Consider the following 20,765-nt stretch of genomic DNA (forward strand, 5'->3'; position numbering starts at 1 on the left):
GACTCGTGTACGACCTCGCCGTGCGGCGCAGCGCCGCCGTGGGCGCCCTCGTCACCGTGCAGCGCGCCGGACAGCTCGGCCTGGTCGTGCCGCCGGTGCTCATGACCGCGGCGGTGACCCTGTGACATCCGTGATCGAGATCGCGACGATCCTCATCCCCGCGCGACCCCCGACAGCGTCGATGCGCCCCCGACACATCGACCCCTCTCCGACCGAAAGACACTCATGAAAGCCAGCTTCGACATCGGCGGGACGTTCACCGACATCGTCCTGCTCGACGAGACCACCGGGCGCACCTGGCTCGGCAAGGCCCTCACCACCTACGACGACTTCAGCCGCGCCATCGCCGCGGGCATCTCCCAGGTGCTCGCCGACGCCGACCACCACACCGACGCGATCGACTCCGCCGTCGTGGGTGCCACCACCCTCGTGACCAACGCGCTCATCGAGCGTCGCGGCGCGAAGACGGCGCTCGTGACGACCCGGGGCTTCGGCGACGTGCTCGAGATCGGACGCGAATGGCGCTACGACCTCTACGACCCGCGCCTGCAGCTGCCCGACCCCCTCGTGGCGCCGACCGAGCGGTTCGAGGTCACCGAGCGTCGCGGCCCCCGCGGCGAGGTGCTCACCCCGCTCGACCGCGCCGACGTCGAGCGCATCGCCGACGAGCTCGCGGCGGCCGGCGTGGAGTCGATCGCGGTGTGCCTGCTGCACTCCTACGTCGACGCCGCCCATGAGGAGACGATCGCCGAGATCCTCGCCGAGCGGCTCCCCGATGTCCCCGTCACGCTCTCGGGACATCTCGTGCCCGTGATCCGCGAGTACGAGCGCACCGTCACGACGCTCGCCAACGCCTACGTGCGCCCGATCGCCGGCGAGCACTTCGAGGACATCGAGCGTGCGCTCACGACGCTCGGCATCGACCAATCGCTCATGCTCATGCAGTCCAACGGCGGTGTCGTCACCACCGCGACCGCCCGCGCCTACCCGATCCGCCTGCTCGAATCGGGCCCGGCGGCCGGAGCGATCGGCGCCGCCTATGTCGGCGCCCAGCTCGGCATGGACCGCCTCATCGCCTTCGACATGGGCGGCACCACCGCGAAGGTCTGCATCGTGGAGGGCGGCGAGCCGACCGTGCGCAACGGCTTCGAGGTCGGGCGCGTGCACCGGCTGAAGCAGGGCTCGGGGCTCCCGGTGTCGATGCCCGTCGTCGACATGATCGAGATCGGCGCGGGTGGCGGCTCGATCGCCGCGCTCGACGGCCTCGGCCTGCTGAAGGTCGGCCCCCACTCGGCAGGCTCACGCCCCGGACCCGCCGGCTACGGACTCGGCGGCGAGGAACCCACCGTCACAGACGCCGACATCGTGCTCGGCTACCTCGACCCCGACTACTTCCTCGGCGGTCGCATGACACTGGATGCCGCGGCATCCCGTCAGGCGATGGTGTCGCGACTCGGCTCCGCGTTCGGTCACGACCCGGTTGCCGCGGCGGCCGGCATCGCCCGGGTCGTCGACGAGCACATGGCTCTCGCCGTGCAGGTGCACGCGACCGAGCACGGGCACGACCCGCGCACCTTCCCGATGGTCGCCTTCGGCGGTGCCGCCCCGGTGCATGCGGCGCGCATCGCCCGCATCCTCGGGGTGTCCCACGTGGTGATCCCGGCCGCCGCGGGCGTGCTCTCGGCGACCGGTCTCCTCGTGGCCCCGCCGATGGTCGAGGAGTCACGCACGCGCCTGCTCGAGCTGCGCGACTGGGACGCCGCGGCGGTCGAGGCGATCTACGCCGACCTCGTCGCCCAGGCCCAGCGCGAACTCGGCACCGACGTCGCCCGCATCGACCGGTTCGTCGAGATGCGCTTCCTCGGGCAGGGCTTCGAGATCGAGGTGGCCGTCGGCGACGGCGACGACCCCGCGGGCTACCGGGATCGCTTCGTGCGCGAGTACGAGCACATCTACGGCGTCACACCCGACTACGAACGCATCGAGATCGTCACCTGGCGCGTGCGGGTCTACGGGCCGTTCACCGTACCGACCCTCACCCGCACGGTGAGCCCCGACGCCAGCGAGGAGCGCACCCGCACCCGCACCGCCTGGTTCGCCGAGACGGGTCTGGTCGAGGTGCCGGTGCGGCGCATGCTCTCACTCCCGCCCGAGGAGCGGGTGACGGGTCCCGCGATCCTCCAGCTGCCCGAGAGCACCGCGGTCGTCGGCCCCGACGACATCGCCTGGCTCGATCAGCACGGCAACCTGCACGTCGAGATCGCGGTGCGACGCCCCGAGACGGCGGATGCCGCGGCGCTGAGCGGGGCGCGCTCATGAGCCTCGAGCGGGCCGAGGGCCTGCTCGCCGGACTCGGGATCTCCACCGGTCGCGGTGGTGAGCCGGCCACGAGCACCGAACGCTTCGCCGACGGCGGCTGGTACAAGTGGGAGGTCGCGGGCGCGCTCGATGCCGCTGCCGTCGCCGCGATCGACGACGCGCTGCGCCGCGACGGGGCGCGTCTCCACCAGGCGACGAACACCGTCGGCACGATGCGCTACCTCGACCACGAGATCGTCGACCTCGTGAACGAGGCGGCGGGGCGCGGCATCCAACTGCGGATGGCCGTGGGGCCGCGCGGCACCTACGACATCGGCGGCCAGAAGTTCGCCGCCGGTCCGGTGGCGGCGGCCAGCGCCTACCGCCTGCGCGGCGGGGAACAGCTTGCGCAGGGCCTCGAGGACGTGCTGCACGCGGTCGGGCTGGGCGTGCGCGGGTTCCTCGTGTTCGACGAGGGGCTGCTGCTCGTCCTGGCACGGCTGCGCGCGGCGGGGGAGCTTCCCGCCGAGGTGCGGCTGAAGGCGTCCTCGAACATGGGTGCCGCCAACCCCGCCCATGCGCTCCTGCTTGCCGATGCGGGTGCCGACTCGGTCAACCTGCAGCGCGATCTGGATGTCGCGATGCTCGCCGCCGTGCGCGCGACGACCGCGGTCGCACTCGACCTGCACACCGACAACCCCCGCTCGACCGGCGGCTTCGTGCGCGGCTACGACGTGCCCGAGTTCGTGCGGGTCGCCGCCCCGGTCTACCTGAAGGCCGGTAACGCCGCCCAGGACTTCTCGGATGACGCGCCCACCCCGGCGGTCGTCGCGGGCATCGTCCGACAGATCCTGCTCGATCGCCAGCTGCTCGAGCGCCATTTCCCCGAGGCGACAGCCTCCGACACGCCTGAGTTCTAGGAGTACACACCATGACCCAGTGGGATGCAGCGACGCTGCAGATCGTCTGGCAGCGACTCATCTCCGTCGCCGATGAGATGGCGGCGGTGCTGCTGCGCACCGCCTTCAGCTCGGTGGTGCGGGAGTCGAACGACCTGGCCTGCGCCGTGCTCACCGCGCGCGGCGACCTGCTCGTCGAGTACGGGCGCTCGGTGCCCGTGTTCACCGGAACCGTCGCGGGCACCGTGCGCGCGATGGTGGCGGAGCTCGGCGAGCACAACCTGCGGCCGGGCGACGTGATCGCCACCAACTCGCCGCGCTACGGCAACACGCACCTGCCCGACCTGACCGCGGCCACCCCCGTCTTCCGCGACGGTCGCATCGTGGCTTACGTCGCCTCGATCTGCCATCTCTCCGACATCGGCGGCACCTCCGAGGGCGCGTTCGCGCAGGATGCGTTCGAAGAGGGCTTCTGCCTGCCGCCCGTGAAGCTTGTGGAAGCGGGCGTGCCGAACGCCCTCGTGCGCCGCATCCTCGCCGCGAACGTGCGGGTTCCCGCGCAGGTGCTCGGCGACGTCGACGCGCTCATCGCTGCGAACGCGCTGGGCGAGCGCCGCGTGACGGCGCTGCTCGACAGCGACGCGGGGCTCGATCTCGACGAGGCCGCGGCCCACATCTGCGACGCCACCGAGCGCGCGGTGCGGGCCTCGATCGCCGAGATCCCCGACGGCCACTACGCGGCCTCGATCGATCTCGACGGCTTCGAGGAGCCGAAGACGATCGTGGTCTCGGTCGAGGTGCACGGCGATTCGATGACCGTCGACTACGAGGGCACCTCGCGCCAGTCGACGTTCGGCATCAACTCCGCCTCGCCGACCTTCGGCTACACCCGGTACGGGCTCGCGTGCCTGCTGGCACCCGAGCTGCCGAACAACGAGGGCGCCCTGCGCCCCATCGCGATCCGCGTGCCGGAAGGGTCGCTGCTGAACCCGCGAACGAACGCGGCGGTGAGCGCCAACTTCCCCGCGCACGCCATCCCCTCGGTGCTCTCCCGCGCGCTCGCCGACGTGCTGCCCGACCGGGTCTCGGCGGCCGCCGGCACGCCCTTCTGGGTGGTCGGCATCCGCGGCGAGAAGGAGACCGGTCCGTTCGCCTCGCTGCTGTGCTTCAACGGCGGTCAGGGCGCCGCGCGCGGCCAGGCCGGCTACGCGACGCTGTCGACGCCGAGCAACGTGTCGAACACGCCCGTCGAGATCGTCGAGAGCCAGGCTCCCGTGCTCGTCGAGTCGAAGTCGATCGTGCGCGGCTCGGGCGGCGAGGGCGCGTGGCGCGGCGGCGACGGCCAGGAGGTCGCGCTCGTGTCTCGGCACGACGCCCCGCTCGACGTGATCTTCCTCACGGAGCGCATCGAGCACGCCGCGCCGGGTCTCGCCGGCGGCGGCGACGGCGCCCCGGGAGTGCTGCGGGTCGACGGCAGCGATGTCGCCGAACCCAAGGGGCGCATCCGCTGGGCGCCGGGATCCCGCATCCTCATGCGCACTCCGGGCGGCGGCGGATACGGCGCCCGATGACAGACCTGCTGACGACGACGGACGAAGGAACACACATGACTGACGCACACGACACGACCACGATCGCCTGGGCGGAGCCGGGATCCACCGTGCTCGCTCCCAAGGGGCGCCTCGCGCTGGCCCTCCGCAAGGGGCAGACTCTCACGATCACCGACCTCGAGGGGCAGCAGGTCATGGACTTCATCGCCTCGATGGTCTCCGACCCCGACGAGCGCCTGTCGGCGATGTTCACGCGCGTGAGCTCGGGCAAGTGGGACCTCAACGAGGGGTACACGATCTACTCCGACCGCTGCCGCCCGATGTTCCGCGTAGTGCGCGACGACAACGGCATCCACAACATGACCGGCGGCTACTGCTCGAAGTACTCGAACTCGATCCGCTACGGGGTCGAGGAGACCTGGGGATGCCTCGACAACCTCGTCGGCGACTGGCGCGAGCTGGGTCTGGACGAGACGAAGATCAACCCCGACCAGTGCATCTCGCTCTTCATGAACATCATCCATCACGCCGACGGACGCATGGAGATCGTCGAGCCGACGACGAAGGCCGGCGACTGCATCGTGCTCGAAGCGCTCGACGACCTCTACGTGGGTCTGTCGAACTGCCCGGAGGAGCACAACCCGTGCAACGCGTTCCACGTGACGCCGATGCAGGTGACGGTGGCCTGACGCGCCGCACGCCGATGGGGCGGGCCGTGCCGGGTGACCGGCGCGCCCGCCCCATCCGCGTCAGAGCGCGGGCGTGCGCGGCGGCGCCACGCGCCGCGGCCGGATCGCCTCGAACGCGGCGGCGAGGCGCAGCATCCGCTCGTCGTCGTAGGCGCGGCCGGCGAACGTGAGTCCGACGGGCATGCGGATGTCGGCGAGCAGCCCCATCGGCACGGTGACGGTCGGGATGCCGAGGTGCCGGATCGCCAGGTTGCCGTTCGCGACCCAGACGCCGTTGGCCCAGCCGGCGTCGGCCGAGGCGGGGTTCACGTCCATGTCGGCGCGTGCGATGTCGGCGACGGCGGGGAAGGCGAGCACGTCGAGGCCCTGGGCGTCCATCCACTGCTCGAGGTCGATGCGTCGGGTCTCCTCGAGTCCGCGCAGGCCGTCCTCGAGCTCGGGCATGCCCTCCCACCCGGCGCCGGGGTGCGCGCGCACCCAGTCGGGGTAGGTGACGAGGTCGTCCTCGAACCCGTCGTAGCGGTCGGGCAGCGCGCCGGGCGGGGCCGGGAAGATGCGGTGGCCGTCGACGCCGGCGAGCGAGTGCAGCGCCGGGTCGCCGTTCGCCGCGAGGAACTCCTCCATCGCCCACGCCGACAGGTCGACGATCTCGCGCCGCAGATAGGCGGGCGACACGAGTCCGCGGGTGGCGATGGTGGATGCCCCGGGCCGGTCGCCCTCGTAGTTGCTGACGACGGGCAGGTCGACCTCGACGACCCGCGCGCCGCGCGCCTCGAGGTCGGCGCGCGCCGCCTGCCACAGCGCGATGACGCTGTCGCGGGTGACGATGCGGCGCCCGGTGGGGCCGCCGATCCCCGGGGATGCCGCGGTGCCGGCGTCGGGGTCGGCGTTGATGTACATGCGGGGCACGCCGACGGTCACTCCCCGCAGGACGTCGGTGCCGTGGGCGAGAGCGGGGTAGGAGGCGGGGCGCACGGCGGACGCCGCGGGGATCGTCACCCACGTCTGGGTGCGCCACAGGTCGCCGCGCGTCTCGGGGTCGTCGGCGACGATGACGTCGAGCACCTCGAGCAGGTCGGCCATCGTGCGGGTGTGGGGGACGACGACGTCCATCGTGGGCACGAGCGGCCAGTTGCCGCGCACCGAGATCACCCCGCGCGAGGGCGTGTAGGCGCAGAGCGCGTTGTGGGAGGCCGGGCCGCGCCCGCTCGACCAGGTCTCCTCGCCGAGCCCGAACGCGGCGAAGCTCGCGGCGGTCGCCGTGCCGGAGCCGTTCGACGAGCCGGAGCCGAACGGCGCCGTCAGGTGGTCGGCGTCATACGGGCTCTCGGCCCGCCCGTAGACCCCGCGCTGCATGCCGCCGTTGGCCATCGGCGGCATGTTGGTGAGGCCGAGGCAGATCGCGCCCGCAGCCCGCAGCCGCTCGATCGTGAACGCGTCACGCTGGGCGACGAGGTCGGCGAACGCGGGGCTGCCTGCCGCCGCGGTGAGGCCGCGCACCAGGTAGCTGTCCTTCGCGGTGTACGGGATGCCCTCGAGCGGCCCGCGTCCCTCGCCGCGGGCGCGTCGGGCATCGGATGCCGCGGCCTCCGCCCGCGCATCGGGGTTCGCCACGATGACGGCGTTGAGTGCGGTGGGGGTGCCGGGGGCGTCGTAGGCGGCGATGCGCGCGAGGTAGGCGTCGACGAGCGCGACGCTCGTCGTGCGGCCGTCCTCGAGGGCCGACCGCAGCTCGGCGATCGACGCCTCGACGACGTCGATCATGCCGACGCGCCGAGGGAGGGCTGCTGCTGAGTGATGCAGTGGATGCCGCCGCCCCGATCGAAGATCGGACGCGACTCGACCGACACGACGCGGCGGCCCGGGTAGGCCTCGGCGAGGATCGCCCGCGCGTCGGCGTCCGCGCGCTCGTCGCCGAAGCCGCACGCGATCACGCCGCCGTTGACGACGAGGTGGTTGACGTAGCTCCAGTCGACGACGCCGTGCGCGTCGCGGAGCGTCGACGGGGCGGGAAGGCGCACGATCTCGAAGGGGCGGCCCGCGGCATCCGTCTCGTGCGACAGCAGGTCGACGAGGTCGCGGGTGACCGCGTGGTCGGGATGCCCCGCATCCCGCTGGTCGTGCAGCAGCAGGCGACCGGGCGAGGGGATCGTGGCGACGATGTCGACGTGGCCCTTCGTGCCGAAGCGGTCGTAGTCGCGGGTGAGGCCGCGGGGCAGCCACACCGTGCGGGTGGTGCCGAGGGTGCGCGCGAACTCCGCCTCGACGCGCTCGCGGGTCGCGAACGGGTTTCGCTCCGCGCCGAGCTGCACGGTGTCGGTCGCGAGCACGGTGCCCTCGCCGTCGACGTGGATGCCACCGCCCTCGTTCACGAGCAGCGACGGGATGCGCTCGGCGCCGACGAGGGCGGCGACGATGCCGGCGATCTCGTTCGAGAGCGCCGCGTTCGCCCAGTCGGGGGAGCCCCAGCCGTTGAACACCCAGTCGACGGCGCCGAGCGCGCCGGGTCGGTCGGCGTCGACGACGAAGGTGGGGCCGAAGTCGCGGATCCAGAACTCGTCGAGCGGGGCCTCGACGATCTCGACCGCGCCGCCCAGCAGGCGCCGCGCCCGCGCGGTCTCGGACGGGTCGACGACCATCGTGACCGGCTCGAACTCGGCGACGGCGAGTGCGACGTCGGTCCACGCGCGGTAGCCCTCCTCGCGCAGCGCGTCGGTGTCGCCCAGGGTGACGCCCTCGACCGGGAAGGCCATCCAGGTGCGGTCGTGCGGGGCGGTCTCGGAGGGCATGCGCCAGGCCATGGGCGTCCGTTCGTTCGCGTGGGGCGCGCGGGTGGATGCGCCTCTCGGGGCACGATACCTCCGGCCCACCCCGTAGCGCTCGACATCCGCGAGTGCTAAACTTGAGCGCGTAAGACTCAACTTTGAGCAGCGAACTTCAGGAGCATCATGAACGCCACACCGCAGCCGGGCCAGGAGGAGGCGCAGAGCGCCCTCGAGCAGTTCGGCATCAACCTCACCGAGCGCGCCCGCCAGGGCAAGCTCGACCCCGTCATCGGACGCGACAGCGAGATCCGCCGCGTCAGCCAGGTGCTCACCCGACGCACCAAGAACAACCCCGTCCTCATCGGCGAGCCCGGCGTCGGCAAGACCGCCGTCGTCGAAGGCCTCGCCCAGCGCATCGTCGCGGGCGACGTCGCCGAGTCGCTCAAGAACAAGGAGCTCGTCTCCCTCGACATCTCCGCCCTCGTCGCCGGCGCGATGTACCGCGGCCAGTTCGAGGAGCGCCTCAAGAGCGTGCTGAAGGAGATCACCGAGTCCGAGGGCCGCGTCATCACCTTCATCGACGAGCTGCATGTGCTGATGGGTGCCGGCGGCGGCGAAGGGTCGGTCGCGGCATCCAACATGCTCAAGCCCATGCTCGCCCGCGGTGAGCTGCGCCTCATCGGCGCCACCACCCTCGACGAGTACCGCGAGTTCATCGAGAAGGATGCCGCACTCGAGCGCCGCTTCCAGCAGGTCTACGTCGGCGAGCCGAGCGTCGAGGACACGATCGCGATCCTGCGCGGACTCAAGGAGCGCTACGAGGCCCACCACAAGGTGGCCATCGCCGACGGGGCGCTGGTGGCCGCGGCATCCCTCTCGAACCGCTACCTGCCCTCGCGCCAGCTGCCCGACAAGGCCATCGACCTGATCGACGAGGCCGCGTCGCGGTTGCGCATGGAGATCGACTCCGCTCCGCTCGAGATCGACGAGCTGCGCCGCCACGTCGACCGGCTCAAGCTCGAAGAGCTCGCCCTCAAGAAGGAGAAGGACGCGGCCTCGAAGGAGCGTCTCGAGAAGCTGCGCACCGACCTCGCCGCCGAGGAGTCCCGACTCACCGAGCTGCAGGCCCGGTGGGAGCGCGAGCGCGCCTCGCTCAACCGCGTCGGCGACCTCAAGACCCGCCTCGACGCCGCCCGCGTCGAGGCGGAGCGCGCCCAGCGCGAGGGCAACCTCGAGAAGGCGTCGCGGCTACTGTACGCCGAGATCCCGGCGCTCGAGCGCGAGCTCGTCGCCGCCGAGCAGGCCGAGTCGACCGATGAGCGCATGGTCGGCGACCAGGTGACCGACGAGGACATCGCTGCCGTGATCGCCGCGTGGACGGGCATCCCGGTGGGGCGCCTGCTGCAGGGCGAGACCGAGAAGCTCGTGCACCTCGAGGCCGAGCTCGGCCGGCGGCTCATCGGCCAGAAGCCGGCCGTGCGCACGGTGTCCGACGCGGTGCGCCGCTCGCGCGCCGGCATCAGCGACCCGAACCGCCCGACCGGATCGTTCCTGTTCCTCGGGCCGACCGGTGTCGGCAAGACCGAGCTCGCGAAGGCGCTCGCCGAGTTCCTCTTCGACGACGAGCGCGCCATGGTGCGCATCGACATGTCGGAGTACGGCGAGAAGCACTCGGTGTCGCGCCTGGTCGGCGCCCCTCCGGGATACGTCGGCTACGAGCAGGGCGGTCAGCTCACCGAAGCCGTGCGTCGGCGCCCCTACAGCGTCGTGCTGCTCGACGAGGTCGAGAAGGCGCACCCCGAGGTGTTCGACGTGCTGCTGCAGGTCATGGACGACGGCCGCCTCACCGACGGCCAGGGCCGCACCGTCGACTTCACGAACGTGATCCTGATCCTGACGTCGAACCTCGGCTCGCCGATCCTGATCGACCCGCTGCTCACCCCCGACGAGAAGCGGGAGCAGGTGCAGGCGCTCGTGCGCCAGGCATTCCGTCCCGAGTTCGTCAACCGTCTCGACGACGTCGTGATCTTCCAGGCGCTCACCGAGGACGACCTCGCCCAGATCGTCGAACTGTCGGTCGACGCCCTGCAGCGCAGGCTGAAGGAGCGGCGCCTCACCCTCGCCGTGACCCCCGACGCCCGCACCTGGCTGGCCGAGCGCGGATACGACCCGGTGTTCGGCGCGCGTCCGCTGCGCCGCCTCATCCAGTCGGAGATCCAGGACCGCCTCGCGATGGCGATCCTCTCCGGACGCGTGCACGACGGTGACGTGGTACGTGTCGACGTGGATGCCGCGGGCTCGCAGCTCGTGCTGACGAGCGACGGCCAGGCGCCCGCCGCCGACGACGAGGGCGACGTCATCGAGGCGATCATCGAGGACTGAGCGCCCCGCCTCCGACGCCCCCGCGCGCCGCGTCGGCGCCGGGGGTCTCGGGTGTCGTGCGACGGATGCCGCGGCTCAGTCGTTCGCGATGAGGATGCCCTCGAGCGAGTTGCGCACACGCGGCGCGGCCTCGCGCTCGCGCAGCTGCTCGGAGGCGAGCTGCGGGTCGCCGAGCGTGCCGACCGCCATGATCGAGACGGGCTCGTAGGTCGCGGGCAGGTCGAACGCCGCCCGCAACTTGGCGCGGTCGATGCCGCCCATCTGGTGGGTGGCGAGTCCCTCGGCGTGGGCCTGCACGGTGAGGAACGCGGCGGACTGGCCGAGGTCGTACTCGCTCCACGGCAGCGCCCTGCCGTCGCGCTCGGTCTCGGTGACGAACGCGATCAGCACCGAGGCGGTGCCCGCCCAGGCCTGGTTGAAGTCGAGCAACCCGTCGAAGAGCTTGGCGTGGGTGTCGGTGCCGCGGCGGCCCACGATGAAGTGCCACGGCTGCGTGTTCGACGCGGACGGCGCCCAGCGCGCGGCCTCGAGCACGCTGCGCAGGGCGTCCTCGTCGATGACGGCGGTGGCGTCGAAGATACGGGTGCTCCAGCGCTCGGCGAAGACGTCGAGCACGGGGGCCTCGATGAGCGCGGGATGCGCGATGGACTGAGACATGTCTGCTCCTCGGAATCGGATGGCGCGGGACGTCGTCGGCCCAGTGCATCCAACAGCATGACGCGATGAGGTGTTCCCAGGTACGCACAGGTTGTCATTGACCGATACAGAAGGATCGGCGATCTTCCCCGCGCAACAGAGCGGATGCCGCGGCATCCGGCCCGTACCGTGGGGTCATGACCATCGCGACGGCCGACCTCTACGACGAGCGCGGCGACGACCTGGATTCGCTGTCGGTGCCGTTCCAGGACATCGGCGGGCGCACCGCGTTCGACGGGCCGGTGCGAACGATCCGCTGCCACCGCGACAACGCCCTCGTGAAGGCGACGCTCGCGACGCCCGGCGACGGGGCGGTGCTCGTCGTCGACGGGGGAGGGTCGCTGGAGTCGGCGCTCGTCGGCGACCTCATTGCGGCATCCGCCGTCGCGAACGGGTGGGCGGGCATCATCGTGTTCGGCGCGATCCGTGACCGTGAGGCGATCGGCGGCCTCGACCTGGGCGTGAAGGCGCTCGGCTCGAACCCGCGAAAGTCCGCGAAGGAGGGCGTCGGCGAGGTCGACGTGCCGATCGTGATCGGCGGGGTCGTGTTCGCGCCGGGACTGCACGTCTGGGCCGATGCCGACGGGGTGCTCGTCGAGCGCTGAGGGGGCCGCGGCATCCCTCGCCCTTTACAGCGCGACCCGCGCGGAGCAGTGTGGAGGCGTTCGAGTTCCCCGCGCGCGAAGGAGGCGGCCATGTTCACGACCGAAGGGGCGTTCAGCGGATTCAGCGTCGACGACGTCGAGGCGGCTCGGGTCTTCTACGGCGACACGCTGGGGCTCGACGTCGAGGTGAACGCGATGGGCTTCCTCGACATCACACTGCCCTCCGGCGGCCGGGTGCTCGCGTACTCGAAACCCAACCACGAGCCGGCGAGCTTCACGATCATGAACTTCCCGGTCGACGACGTGGATGCCGCGGTCGACGACCTGCGTGCCCGCGGCGTCGAGACGAAGATCTATCCCGACGACCAGGTGCCGTCCGATGCGAAGGGCATCGTGCGGGGCTGGGGCCCCGACATCGCCTGGTTCCGCGACCCCGCCGGCAACGTGCTGGCCGTGCTCTCGCGCAGCTAGCGCTCGCTGGCGCTTCGGCGCTCTGCGAGCGATCGCCCCACTCGCTCCGCCTCTTCCCGCTTCCTTACCCTCCCCCACCCTCTTCCCGCCGAATCAACATCTGCGCGCCCATTCCACTCCGCGCCGACGTGTGCACGAGGTGGATTCGGCGGCGACGTGGGGATTCGGCGAACAGGGGAGGCAGAGGAGTGACGTGTTGACGACTCTCTCGCCGTGCCCTCGCTCACTCGCGCCACGCGCCGCAGCTGCGCGGCGCTGCCGTCGCCCGCACGCGCGCCGCCGGCTCGCGCGCCCGCTTGTCCGCGCCCCTCCCTCGTCCGCACACTTGGCCCACCCCGCTTCCCGCTCCCTCGCGAATCAACATCTGCGCGCCGATTCCACTCCGCGCCGCCGTGTGCACGAGGTGGATTCGGCGGCGACGAGTGGATTCGGCGGCAGTGAAGAGAGCGCGTGAGAGCGCGCGCGGGGGGCGAGTGAGCGAGCGGATGCCGCGCCGCGGCCGTCAGCCGAGCGGGGGCCACCCGTCGGGGCCGGTCGAGCCTGCGGGGTACTCGTCGAGCGGCACGTCGCCGCGCCGCCAGGCGTCGAGCACGGGCTGCACGATGCGCCAGCACTCCTCGGCGGCGTCGCCGCGCACGGCGAGGGCCGCATCCCCCGAGAGGATCGACGACAGCACTTCCGCGTAGGCCTTCAGCGCGCCCTCGCCGAGCTCGGCGTGCATCGTGGCGCGGGAGAGCGAGAACGGGTCGGCGGCGCCGTTGACGTTGAGGTCGAGGCAGAACACGTCGGGGCCGAGCGAGAACCGCAGCACGCTGCCCTGTTCCTCGCCGGAGAAGCCGGTCGGCAGGTGGTGCACGGGCTTGAAGCGCAGCACGACCTCGGCGAGCCGGGCCGACATCGCCTTGCCCGAGCGCAGCGTGAACGGCACACCCTCCCAGCGGGCGGTACGCACCTCGAACACAGCCTCGGCGAGCGTCTCGGTGCCCCGCGACGGGTCGACGCCCGGCTCGTCGACGTAGTTCGGCAGCGCCGTGCCGTCGATCGTGCCGGCGGTGTAGCGGGCGCGACGCGAGCTGTGCACGGCGTTGTCGTCCCACACGTGGGTGGCGCGCAGCGCCGCCCCGGTCGCGTCGCGCAGGTCGCGCTCGTCGAGCGTCGCGGGCGGCTCCATGGCGACGAAGGCGAGCACCTGCAGCAGGTGGCTCTGGATCATGTCCTCGAGCGCGCCGGCCTTGTCGTAGTAGCCGGCGCGGCCCTCGAGGCCGAGCGACTCGTCGTAGCGGATGGTGACCGACGCGACGTTCTCCGACGACCACACCGGCTCGAACACGCGGTTCGCGAACCGCACGCCGAGCATGTTGAGCACCATCGACCGGCCGAGGAAGTGGTCGACGCGGAAGATCTGCTGCTCGGGCAGCAGCTGCGCGAGCACGGCGTTCAGCTGCTCGGCGCTGTGCTGGTCGGTGCCGAACGGCTTCTCGAGCGCCAGGATCGTCTCGGCCGGCAGCGTCACGCCGGTGAGCGCGCGGCACGCGGCGGCCGCGACGGCGGGCGGCACGGCGAAGTAGAGCACGGGGCGTTCGCCCGCGTCGGCGAGGAGGGCAGTGAGGTCCTTCGTCGCGGTGATGTCGCACTGCACGTAACGGGTCGCCTTGACGACGGCGGATGCCGCGGCCCCCACGCCCTCGCCGAACGCCGCCTTCACGCGGCTGCGCCACGCGCGATCCGTCTCGGCATCCATGCCGGCGCCGACCAGGCGCACCTTCGTGTCGGGTTCCGCGTCGAGCAGCTGGGCGAGGGCCGGCAGCAGCAGGCGGGAGGTCAGGTCCCCGGTGGCGCCGAGGATGACGAGGGTGCGTTCGTCGGTCACGCTCACACGCTACGCCCTCGACACGCGCGACGACGCGGATGCCGCGGCGACGCCGGCGCGGGGCAGAATCGGGGTGTGTCCGCATCGATCGGGGAATACGCGCTGCTCAGCGACTGCCGCACGGGGGCGCTCGTGTCGCGGCACGGGTCGATCGACTGGTTCTGTCCACCGCGATGGGATGCCCCGTCGGTGTTCGGCGCTCTGCTGGGCACTGAGGAGCACGGCCACTGGACCCTGCGTCCCGTCGACCGCGCGGCGACCGTCACCCGCCGCTACGACGGCGACACCTTCGTGCTCGTCACCCGGTGGGAGACGGCGACGGGTGTCGCCGAGGTGCACGAGTTCATGCCGGTGTGGCCACATCGCGTCGACATCGTGCGGCGCATCGTCGGCCTGTCGGGCCGGGTGCCGTTCGAGACCGCGCTGCGGCTGCGTTTCGACTATGCCCGGGCGATCCCGTGGGTGCGCCAGCTCGACGGTGCGGTGCCCGAGCTGCACGCGACGGCCGGCCCCGACCGGGTGACCGTGCGGGGCATCCGTCTCGAGGCGCGCGACCACGTGCATCGCGGCACCGTATCGATCGACGCGGGCGGCACGCATGACCTCACGCTGACGTGGTCGCATTCGTTCCGCGACCGTCCCGAGCCGGTCGACGTCGACGCGGCGCTCGTCGCGACCCGCACCGGCTGGCAGGACTGGGCGGACCACATCGCGCACGACGGTCCGTACCGGGCCGAGGTGATCCGCTCGCTGCTCGTGCTGCGCGCCCTCAGCCACGCCGACACCGGCGGCATCGTGGCCGCCGCGACCACGTCGCTGCCGGAGCAGTTCGGCGGCGCCCGCAACTGGGACTACCGCTACGTGTGGCTGCGCGACGCGTCGCTGACGTTGCAGACGCTCGTCGCGCACGGGTTCGTCGAGGCCGCCGACCACTGGCGGCTGTGGCTGCTGCGCGCCATCGCCGGCGACCCCGCGCAGATGCAGATCATGTACGGCATCGCGGGCGAGCGCGACCTCGCCGAGCGCGAGCTCGCGAGTCTCCCGGGCTACAAGGGGGCGGCGCCCGTGCGCATCGGCAACGGCGCCGTCACCCAGTTCCAGGCCGACGTCGTCGGCGAGGTGATGGTCGCGCTGCAGCTGGCCCGGGAGGCGGGCCTCGCCGAGACCGAGTACTCGTGGCCGCTGCAGCTCGCGCTCGTGCGCCGCGCCGAGGTGAGCCTCGACCGGCCCGACAACGGCATCTGGGAGATCCGCGGCGAACCGCGCCGCTTCACCCACTCCCGCGCGATGCTGTGGGCGGCGTTCGATCGGGCGGTGACCGCGGCCGAGAGCACGGGGCTGCGCGGCCCCGTCGCGCACTGGCGCCGGCTGCGCGACGACCTGGCCGCGGAGATCGCCGCGCAGGGCGTGGCATCCGACGGTCATTTCACCCAGTACTACGGCACCGACGAGGTGGATGCCTCGCTGCTGATCCTCGCTCAGGTCGGATTCTGCGCGTACGACGATCCGCGCATGGTCGCCACCGTCGCCCGCATCGAACGCGACCTCATGCCCGACGGCTTCGTGCGGCGCTACCGCACCTCGAGCGGGGTGGACGGGCTCGCCGGTGCGGAGAACCCGTTCCTGGCGTGCAGCTTCTGGCTCGTCGAGCAGTACGCCCACACCGGCCGGTGCGCCGACGCGGAGCGTCTGATGGCGGCCGCCGCGGGGGCGGCGAACGATCTCGGGCTGCTGTCGGAGGAGTACGACCCCGCGCACGAGCGCCAGGCCGGGAACACCCCGCAGGCGTTCTCCCACCTGGCGCTCGTGCGTGCCGCCGACGCGCTGGCCGCGGCATCCTGAGCGCTATGCGCGGCTGAGCGCCTCGCTCAGCTTCACGCGCGCGCCCATGCGCAGCAGCGTGTTCTGGTAGATGCGCGCCCCGACGAGCACGGCGCCGACGCATGTCGCGATGAGCACGATCAGCGCCACGATCGGCTCCCACACCTGCGCGGTGCCGAGGTAGAGCCGCAGCGGCATCGCGACCGGCGCCGAGAACGGCACGTACGACATGACCGCGAGTACGACGGGGTTGTCGTTGAAGAAGATCACGAGGAAGTAGGGCAGCATCACGAGCATCGTGAGCGGGAAGGTCGTCGACCCGATGTCCTCCTGGCGGGACACCATGCTGCCGGCCGCGGCGAACAGCGACGCGAGCAGGATGAAGCCGAACAGGAAGAACACCGCGAACCACACGATCGGGGCGCCGAGGCCGGTGAGCACGGCGTCCTGGCCGGTGATCGAGAGCCCGACGATCGCGATCGCCGCGAGCACGAGGATCTGCGCCATCGCGAGGATCGTGTTGCCGATCACCTTGCCCGCCAGCAGCACCCGCACCGGGATCGCCGAGATCAGCAGCTCGACCACGCGGGTCTGCTTCTCCTCGACGACCGACTGGGCGATCGTGCCGCCGAAGGTCGAGGCGGCCATGAGGAAGACGACGCCGAAGCCGATCGCGGCGAAGTAGCGCAGCATCCCGTCGGTCGACGGCGGGTCGAGCAGATGCACCTGCGGGGTCGCGCTCAGCTGCGCGACGAGGCTCTGTGGCACGTCCTGGTCGCCGACGACCGTGTAGGGGAAGGGCGAGGTGGATGCCGCGGCCCCCGGCACGTCCGCAGACGGCACGATCGCGGCTTTCACGTCGCCGTCGCGCACGGCGGCGAGCGCGGCCTCCGTCGTGGCGGCGGTGGTGACCTCGAGCCCCGGGAGCCCGGCGACGACGGTCGCCGTCTCGGCGGTCACCGCGACCTTGGTGTCGGAGACGTTCTTCGCCGCGAAACCGCCCCAGATGACACCGCCGAGCGCGATCGCGAAGAGGATCAGGGTCGAGATCACGAACGCCTTGCTGCGCAGACGCGAGCCGATCTCGCGCTCGGCGACGAGCCAGACGCCCTGGGCCGCCGAGGGGGCGGCGGGGTGCAGACGGGTCATTTCACGACCTCCTTGAAGATCTGGGCGAGGGAAGGATGCTGCGCGGTGAACGTCGCCACGTCACCGAGCTCGACCGCGCGGCGCAGCACCCGCTGCGCGGTCTGGTCGTCGTCGACGTCGAACACGGCGTGGCCGCCGGCGAACTCGACGACGGTGACGCCCGGCTCGCCGCGGAGCCACCCGGCATCCGTCGCCGAGACGAGCTCGAACCGGTGCGCTTCGTGCTGCGCTCGCAGCTCGGCGCGAGTGCCGGCCGCGCGGATCGTGCCGCCGGCGATGATCACGAGCTCGTCGCAGAGGCGCTCGACGACGTCGAGCTGGTGCGACGAGAACAGCACCGCGGCGCCGCGCTGCGCTCGCTCGTGCAGCACACCGGCGACGACGTCGACGGCGAGCGGGTCGAGTCCGGAGAACGGCTCGTCGAGGATCAGCACCTCGGGGTCGTGCACGAGCGCCGCCGCGATCTGGGCCCGCTGCTGGTTGCCGAGCGAGAGCGTCTCGATGTTGTCGCCGAGGCGCTCGCCGAGCCCGAGACGCTCGAGCAGGTCGTTCGCCTGTCGCGCGGCATCCGTCTTGCCGTAACCGTGCAGGCGGGCGAGATAGGCGATGTGCTCGCCGACCTTCATCTTCGGGTAGAGCCCGCGCTCCTCGGGCATGTAGCCGAAGCGGCGACGGTCGTCGCGGCTCACCGGGGCGCCGTCGAGCAGCACGCTGCCGCCGTCGGCGGCGAGCACGCCCAGCGCGATGCGCATCGTGGTCGTCTTGCCGGCGCCGTTGCCGCCGACGAAGCCGGTGAGCGCGCCGCCGGTCACGCGGAAGCCGACGCCGTCGAGCACCCGGCGTCCGCCGTAGCTCTTGGTCACACCCTGCAGTTCGAGCATGGATCCTCCTCGGGGGTCGTCTCGAACCTACGGATGCCGCAGCCCCCGCGCCTCCCCCCACGGGTGGATCGTGTGGGCGTGCCCCTCCGCCGCGCGGCGGGCGGGCCCTCAGACGAGCCCGCGCCGGTAGGCGAGCACGATCGCCTGCACCCGGTCGCGGGCGCCGAGAGCGCGCAGCACGTTCGACACGTGCGTCTTCACCGTCGCCTCCCCGATGTAGAGCCGCGCGGCGATCTCGGCGTTCGAGAGCGCGTCGGTCATCAGCCGCAGCACGTCGCGCTCGCGGTCGGTGAGGGCGGGCTCGAGGTGCGCGTCATCCGTCGTCGCCGGCTCGGCCGGCGCGACCACCACGGCCGCGCCGGCCGGGCGGGCAGCGGTGACCGGCGGGTGACCGGCGGATGCCGCGGCGAACCGCTCGATCACGCGACGGGTGACCTCGGGCGCGAGCAGGGCGTCGCCGGCCGCGACCGCCCGCACCGCGCGCACGATCTCCTCGGGGCCGGCGTTCTTCAGCAGGAAGCCGCTGGCTCCGGCATCGAGCGCCTGGAACAAGTAGTCGTCGCGGTCGAACGTCGTGACCACCAGCACGCGTGCCTCGACGACGGGATCCGCCGTCAGCAGGCGGGTCGCTTCGAGGCCGTCCATGTCGGGCATCTGCACGTCCATGCACACGACGTCGGGGCGCGTCTCACGCACCACCTCGAGCGCGCGGCGTCCGGTGGGCGCCTCCCCGACGACCTCGATCCCGGTTTGCGCGTCGAGGATCGCCCGGAACCCGGCCCGCATCATCGCGTGGTCATCGACCAGCACCACCCGCACGGCGCTCACGGGGTCTGCTCCACCCGGGCCAGCGGCACCCGCGCCCGCACGATGAAGCCGCCGCCGGTGCGGGGGATGAGCTCCAGGGTTCCGCCCGACACCGTCACGCGCTCGCGCATGCCGACCATCCCGAGGCCGGGGGTGACGGATGCCGCCACCCGCCCGGTGTTCGCGACCTCCAGCTCGACCGCGTCGGCCTCGAAGCGCAGACGCACGTCGGCGGTCGCGTCGTGGCCGCCGTGACGGCGCGCGTTGGTGAGCGCCTCCTGGGCGATGCGCACGAGGTTCACCTGCACGAGATCGGGCACCTCGCACGGTGCGCCGACCGTCGTGAGGGTCGTCGGGAGGCCGGCGGCCGCGGCATTCGTCACCAGCGTCTCGATCGCGTCGAGCGACAGCGACGGCTGGGGTGCGGCATCCGCGTCGGGAGAGGTGCGCAGCGTCTCGAGCAGCTGCCGCAGCTCGGCGAGAGCCGAGCGGGCCGACCCCTCGACCTGCGTGAGGGAGGTGGTCGCGAGCGCCGGGTCGGAGGCCATCACTGTGCGCGCGACCCCCGCCTGCACGCCCATGAGCGACACGTGGTGGGCGACGACATCGTGCAGCTCGCGGGCGATGCGCACCCGCTCGAGCGCGACCGCCTGTGAGGCCGTCACCTCGCGCTCGCGCTCGAGCTCGGCGGTGCGCTCCTCGAGAACCCGGCGCTGCACCCCCGCGGTCCACGCCCTGTCTCCGAAGCCCCATGCGGCGCCGAAGTAGAGCACGTTGATCAGCACGCTCAGCAGCACCTGCGCGATCGCGGGTGACAGTGCGACACCCTGGGGCACGTCGGTCGAGGTCGCGGTCGTCGCGGCCTCGAACATCGACACCACGAGCCACGCGAACATCGCGACGACGATCGCCGCGCGCACGAGGTTCGCGCGGCGGCGGTTCGGCGTCCACGCGCCGATCGAGTAGAACGCGAGGAACACCGCGATGTTGCCGACGAGCACCTCGGGGATGTGGGCGGTCACCGCCACGAAGTACGCGGCCGACACGATCGCCGTCACGATCCCCGGCCACCGGCGTCGCAGGGCGAGGGGCGCCGCCAGCACCGCGGCGTAGGCGATGCCCACCGCGAGCGGCGCCTGCGCCGCACCCCACAGACCGCCGATCGCCGACAGCGCCACGCTCACGAGCGCGAGCACGAAGACCCCGGCGGCGATCACCAGATCGACGCGCTGCTCGCGCCGCCCGAGCGGCAGCGGGCGCAGCGGCGGGGGAAGGGGGGACATCCCTCCAACCTATGGGCGGGCGATGCGCCGCGGCATCCCCCCTGCGGAGGAGAGGAGCGCGCGCACTTGACACGGCGCCGACGCGGACCGAGGCTCATCCTGCGCGCAGCCCGCGCGCCCGAGGCCGAGGAGTCGCCATGTCCGTTCCGCAGATGGTGTTCGTCAACGTCACCACCGAAGACCTCACCCGCAGCATCGCGTTCTATGAGGCGCTCGGCTGCCAGATCAACCCGCTGTTCACGGACGAGAACGCGGCGTGTGTGGTGTGGAGCGACACCGTGTTCTTCATGGTGCTGCGCCGCGACTTCTTCGCGACCTTCACCGACAAGCCCATCGGCGACCCGCGCGCCGAGGTGCAGACGATGATCGCGCTCACCCGCGACTCGCGCGAGCACGTCGATGCGACGCTCACGAAGGGTCTGGATGCCGGCGGCGTCGAGCCGCGCCCGGCTCAGGACCTCGGCTTCATGTACTCGCGCGACCTCGAGGACCCGGATGGCAACATCCTGTCGTTCCTGTGGATGGATCCGGCGGCCGCGGCCCAAGGTCCCGAGGCGTACACCGCCGAACAGGGCTGATCGCGGCGGTTCCCGCGCGCG

General features: G+C 72.0%; 17 protein-coding genes. 9 read left to right on the plus strand and 8 right to left on the minus strand.

Annotation, left to right across the window (positions count from 1 at the left end; translation table 11 throughout):
• Positions 1–225: 225 nt before the first annotated feature.
• Genes BGO15_RS12715 through BGO15_RS12730 form a run of 4 tightly spaced genes read left to right on the plus strand, consistent with a single transcriptional unit; the run spans position 226 to position 5,436 of the window.
• Positions 226–2,319 (plus strand): hydantoinase/oxoprolinase family protein, encoded by a 2,094-nt coding sequence (locus BGO15_RS12715; protein WP_056518951.1) that lies wholly within the window; start codon positions 226–228, stop codon positions 2,317–2,319.
• On the plus strand, positions 2,316–3,218 hold the full coding sequence (locus BGO15_RS12720; RefSeq protein ID WP_056206628.1) for a hypothetical protein: 903 nt from the start codon (positions 2,316–2,318) through the stop codon (positions 3,216–3,218). Before BGO15_RS12715 ends, BGO15_RS12720 begins: the two co-directional genes overlap by 4 nt.
• A gap of 11 nt (positions 3,219–3,229) precedes the next feature.
• Positions 3,230–4,768, plus strand: coding sequence for a hydantoinase B/oxoprolinase family protein (locus BGO15_RS12725; protein WP_056518950.1), 1,539 nt, complete (start codon positions 3,230–3,232; stop codon positions 4,766–4,768).
• Positions 4,769–4,803: 35 nt separating this feature from the next.
• A complete protein-coding gene (locus BGO15_RS12730; protein WP_056206624.1) occupies positions 4,804–5,436 on the plus strand; it encodes a DUF1989 domain-containing protein in 633 nt (210 codons plus the stop codon).
• 60 nt (positions 5,437–5,496) lie between these two features.
• Here the strand turns inward: BGO15_RS12730 and BGO15_RS12735 are convergent, their stop codons facing one another.
• Both BGO15_RS12735 and BGO15_RS12740 read right to left on the minus strand, forming a co-directional pair.
• Positions 5,497–7,200 carry an amidase gene (locus BGO15_RS12735; protein ID WP_056518948.1) on the minus strand — a complete coding sequence of 568 codons (1,704 nt, stop codon included), beginning with the start codon at positions 7,198–7,200 and terminating at the stop codon, positions 5,497–5,499.
• A complete protein-coding gene (locus BGO15_RS12740; protein WP_162237842.1) occupies positions 7,197–8,225 on the minus strand; it encodes an agmatine deiminase family protein in 1,029 nt (342 codons plus the stop codon). Before BGO15_RS12740 ends, BGO15_RS12735 begins: the two co-directional genes overlap by 4 nt.
• A gap of 159 nt (positions 8,226–8,384) precedes the next feature.
• Between BGO15_RS12740 and BGO15_RS12745 the strand changes: the two genes are divergently transcribed.
• Complete coding sequence (locus BGO15_RS12745) at positions 8,385–10,583, plus strand: ATP-dependent Clp protease ATP-binding subunit (RefSeq protein ID WP_082486290.1); 2,199 nt, start codon at positions 8,385–8,387, stop codon at positions 10,581–10,583.
• A gap of 75 nt (positions 10,584–10,658) precedes the next feature.
• Here the strand turns inward: BGO15_RS12745 and BGO15_RS12750 are convergent, their stop codons facing one another.
• Complete coding sequence (locus tag BGO15_RS12750) at positions 10,659–11,240, minus strand: nitroreductase family protein (RefSeq protein WP_045246690.1); 582 nt, start codon at positions 11,238–11,240, stop codon at positions 10,659–10,661.
• A 176-nt stretch (positions 11,241–11,416) separates the two neighbouring features.
• Here BGO15_RS12750 and rraA point away from each other — a divergent pair, with 176 nt between their 5' ends.
• Entirely contained in the window at positions 11,417–11,884 is a 468-nt protein-coding gene (rraA, locus tag BGO15_RS12755) for a ribonuclease E activity regulator RraA (protein ID WP_056206621.1), read from the plus strand.
• 90 nt (positions 11,885–11,974) lie between these two features.
• Entirely contained in the window at positions 11,975–12,355 is a 381-nt protein-coding gene (locus BGO15_RS12760) for a VOC family protein (protein WP_056206618.1), read from the plus strand.
• 502 nt (positions 12,356–12,857) lie between these two features.
• Here BGO15_RS12760 and BGO15_RS12765 read toward each other — a convergent pair.
• Entirely contained in the window at positions 12,858–14,225 is a 1,368-nt protein-coding gene (locus tag BGO15_RS12765; protein ID WP_056518903.1) for a glucose-6-phosphate dehydrogenase, read from the minus strand.
• A 75-nt stretch (positions 14,226–14,300) separates the two neighbouring features.
• Here BGO15_RS12765 and BGO15_RS12770 point away from each other — a divergent pair, with 75 nt between their 5' ends.
• Complete coding sequence (locus tag BGO15_RS12770) at positions 14,301–16,067, plus strand: glycoside hydrolase family 15 protein (protein ID WP_056518894.1); 1,767 nt, start codon at positions 14,301–14,303, stop codon at positions 16,065–16,067.
• Between the two features lie 3 nt (positions 16,068–16,070).
• Here the strand turns inward: BGO15_RS12770 and BGO15_RS12775 are convergent, their stop codons facing one another.
• The 4 genes from BGO15_RS12775 to BGO15_RS12790 form a co-directional block, all read right to left on the minus strand.
• Positions 16,071–17,195 carry an ABC transporter permease gene (locus BGO15_RS12775; RefSeq protein WP_056518891.1) on the minus strand — a complete coding sequence of 375 codons (1,125 nt, stop codon included), beginning with the start codon at positions 17,193–17,195 and terminating at the stop codon, positions 16,071–16,073.
• The gene (locus tag BGO15_RS12780; protein ID WP_056518889.1) at positions 17,192–18,076 is read right to left on the minus strand and encodes an ABC transporter ATP-binding protein; all 885 of its coding nucleotides are present in this window, start codon (positions 18,074–18,076) and stop codon (positions 17,192–17,194) included. Before BGO15_RS12780 ends, BGO15_RS12775 begins: the two co-directional genes overlap by 4 nt.
• Positions 18,077–18,184: 108 nt before the next feature.
• Entirely contained in the window at positions 18,185–18,865 is a 681-nt protein-coding gene (locus BGO15_RS12785) for a response regulator (protein ID WP_056206432.1), read from the minus strand.
• A gap of 35 nt (positions 18,866–18,900) precedes the next feature.
• A complete protein-coding gene (locus BGO15_RS12790) occupies positions 18,901–20,166 on the minus strand; it encodes a sensor histidine kinase (protein WP_056206331.1) in 1,266 nt (421 codons plus the stop codon).
• A gap of 137 nt (positions 20,167–20,303) precedes the next feature.
• Between BGO15_RS12790 and BGO15_RS12795 the strand changes: the two genes are divergently transcribed.
• A complete protein-coding gene (locus BGO15_RS12795) occupies positions 20,304–20,744 on the plus strand; it encodes a VOC family protein (RefSeq protein ID WP_137877765.1) in 441 nt (146 codons plus the stop codon).
• The last annotated feature ends 21 nt before the right edge of the window (positions 20,745–20,765 follow it).

Source organism: Microbacterium sp. 71-23 (genome assembly GCF_001897265.1).
In the GTDB taxonomy this organism is placed as follows: Bacteria; Actinomycetota; Actinomycetes; order Actinomycetales; family Microbacteriaceae; genus Microbacterium; species Microbacterium ginsengisoli.

Coding starts and splice junctions, on each gene's coding strand:
- BGO15_RS12745 (WP_082486290.1), top strand. CDS start 8,385: ATGAACGCCACACCGCAGCCGGGCCAGGAGGAGGCGCAGAGCGCCCTC.
- BGO15_RS12730 (WP_056206624.1), top strand. CDS start 4,804: ATGACTGACGCACACGACACGACCACGATCGCCTGGGCGGAGCCGGGA.
- BGO15_RS12720 (WP_056206628.1), top strand. CDS start 2,316: ATGAGCCTCGAGCGGGCCGAGGGCCTGCTCGCCGGACTCGGGATCTCC.
- BGO15_RS12740 (WP_162237842.1), bottom strand. CDS start 8,225: ATGCCCTCCGAGACCGCCCCGCACGACCGCACCTGGATGGCCTTCCCG.
- BGO15_RS12795 (WP_137877765.1), top strand. CDS start 20,304: ATGTCCGTTCCGCAGATGGTGTTCGTCAACGTCACCACCGAAGACCTC.
- BGO15_RS12725 (WP_056518950.1), top strand. CDS start 3,230: ATGACCCAGTGGGATGCAGCGACGCTGCAGATCGTCTGGCAGCGACTC.
- BGO15_RS12760 (WP_056206618.1), top strand. CDS start 11,975: ATGTTCACGACCGAAGGGGCGTTCAGCGGATTCAGCGTCGACGACGTC.
- BGO15_RS12785 (WP_056206432.1), bottom strand. CDS start 18,865: ATGATGCGGGCCGGGTTCCGGGCGATCCTCGACGCGCAAACCGGGATC.
- BGO15_RS12750 (WP_045246690.1), bottom strand. CDS start 11,240: ATGTCTCAGTCCATCGCGCATCCCGCGCTCATCGAGGCCCCCGTGCTC.
- BGO15_RS12780 (WP_056518889.1), bottom strand. CDS start 18,076: ATGCTCGAACTGCAGGGTGTGACCAAGAGCTACGGCGGACGCCGGGTG.
- rraA (WP_056206621.1), top strand. CDS start 11,417: ATGACCATCGCGACGGCCGACCTCTACGACGAGCGCGGCGACGACCTG.
- BGO15_RS12775 (WP_056518891.1), bottom strand. CDS start 17,195: ATGACCCGTCTGCACCCCGCCGCCCCCTCGGCGGCCCAGGGCGTCTGG.
- BGO15_RS12715 (WP_056518951.1), top strand. CDS start 226: ATGAAAGCCAGCTTCGACATCGGCGGGACGTTCACCGACATCGTCCTG.
- BGO15_RS12735 (WP_056518948.1), bottom strand. CDS start 7,200: ATGATCGACGTCGTCGAGGCGTCGATCGCCGAGCTGCGGTCGGCCCTC.
- BGO15_RS12790 (WP_056206331.1), bottom strand. CDS start 20,166: ATGTCCCCCCTTCCCCCGCCGCTGCGCCCGCTGCCGCTCGGGCGGCGC.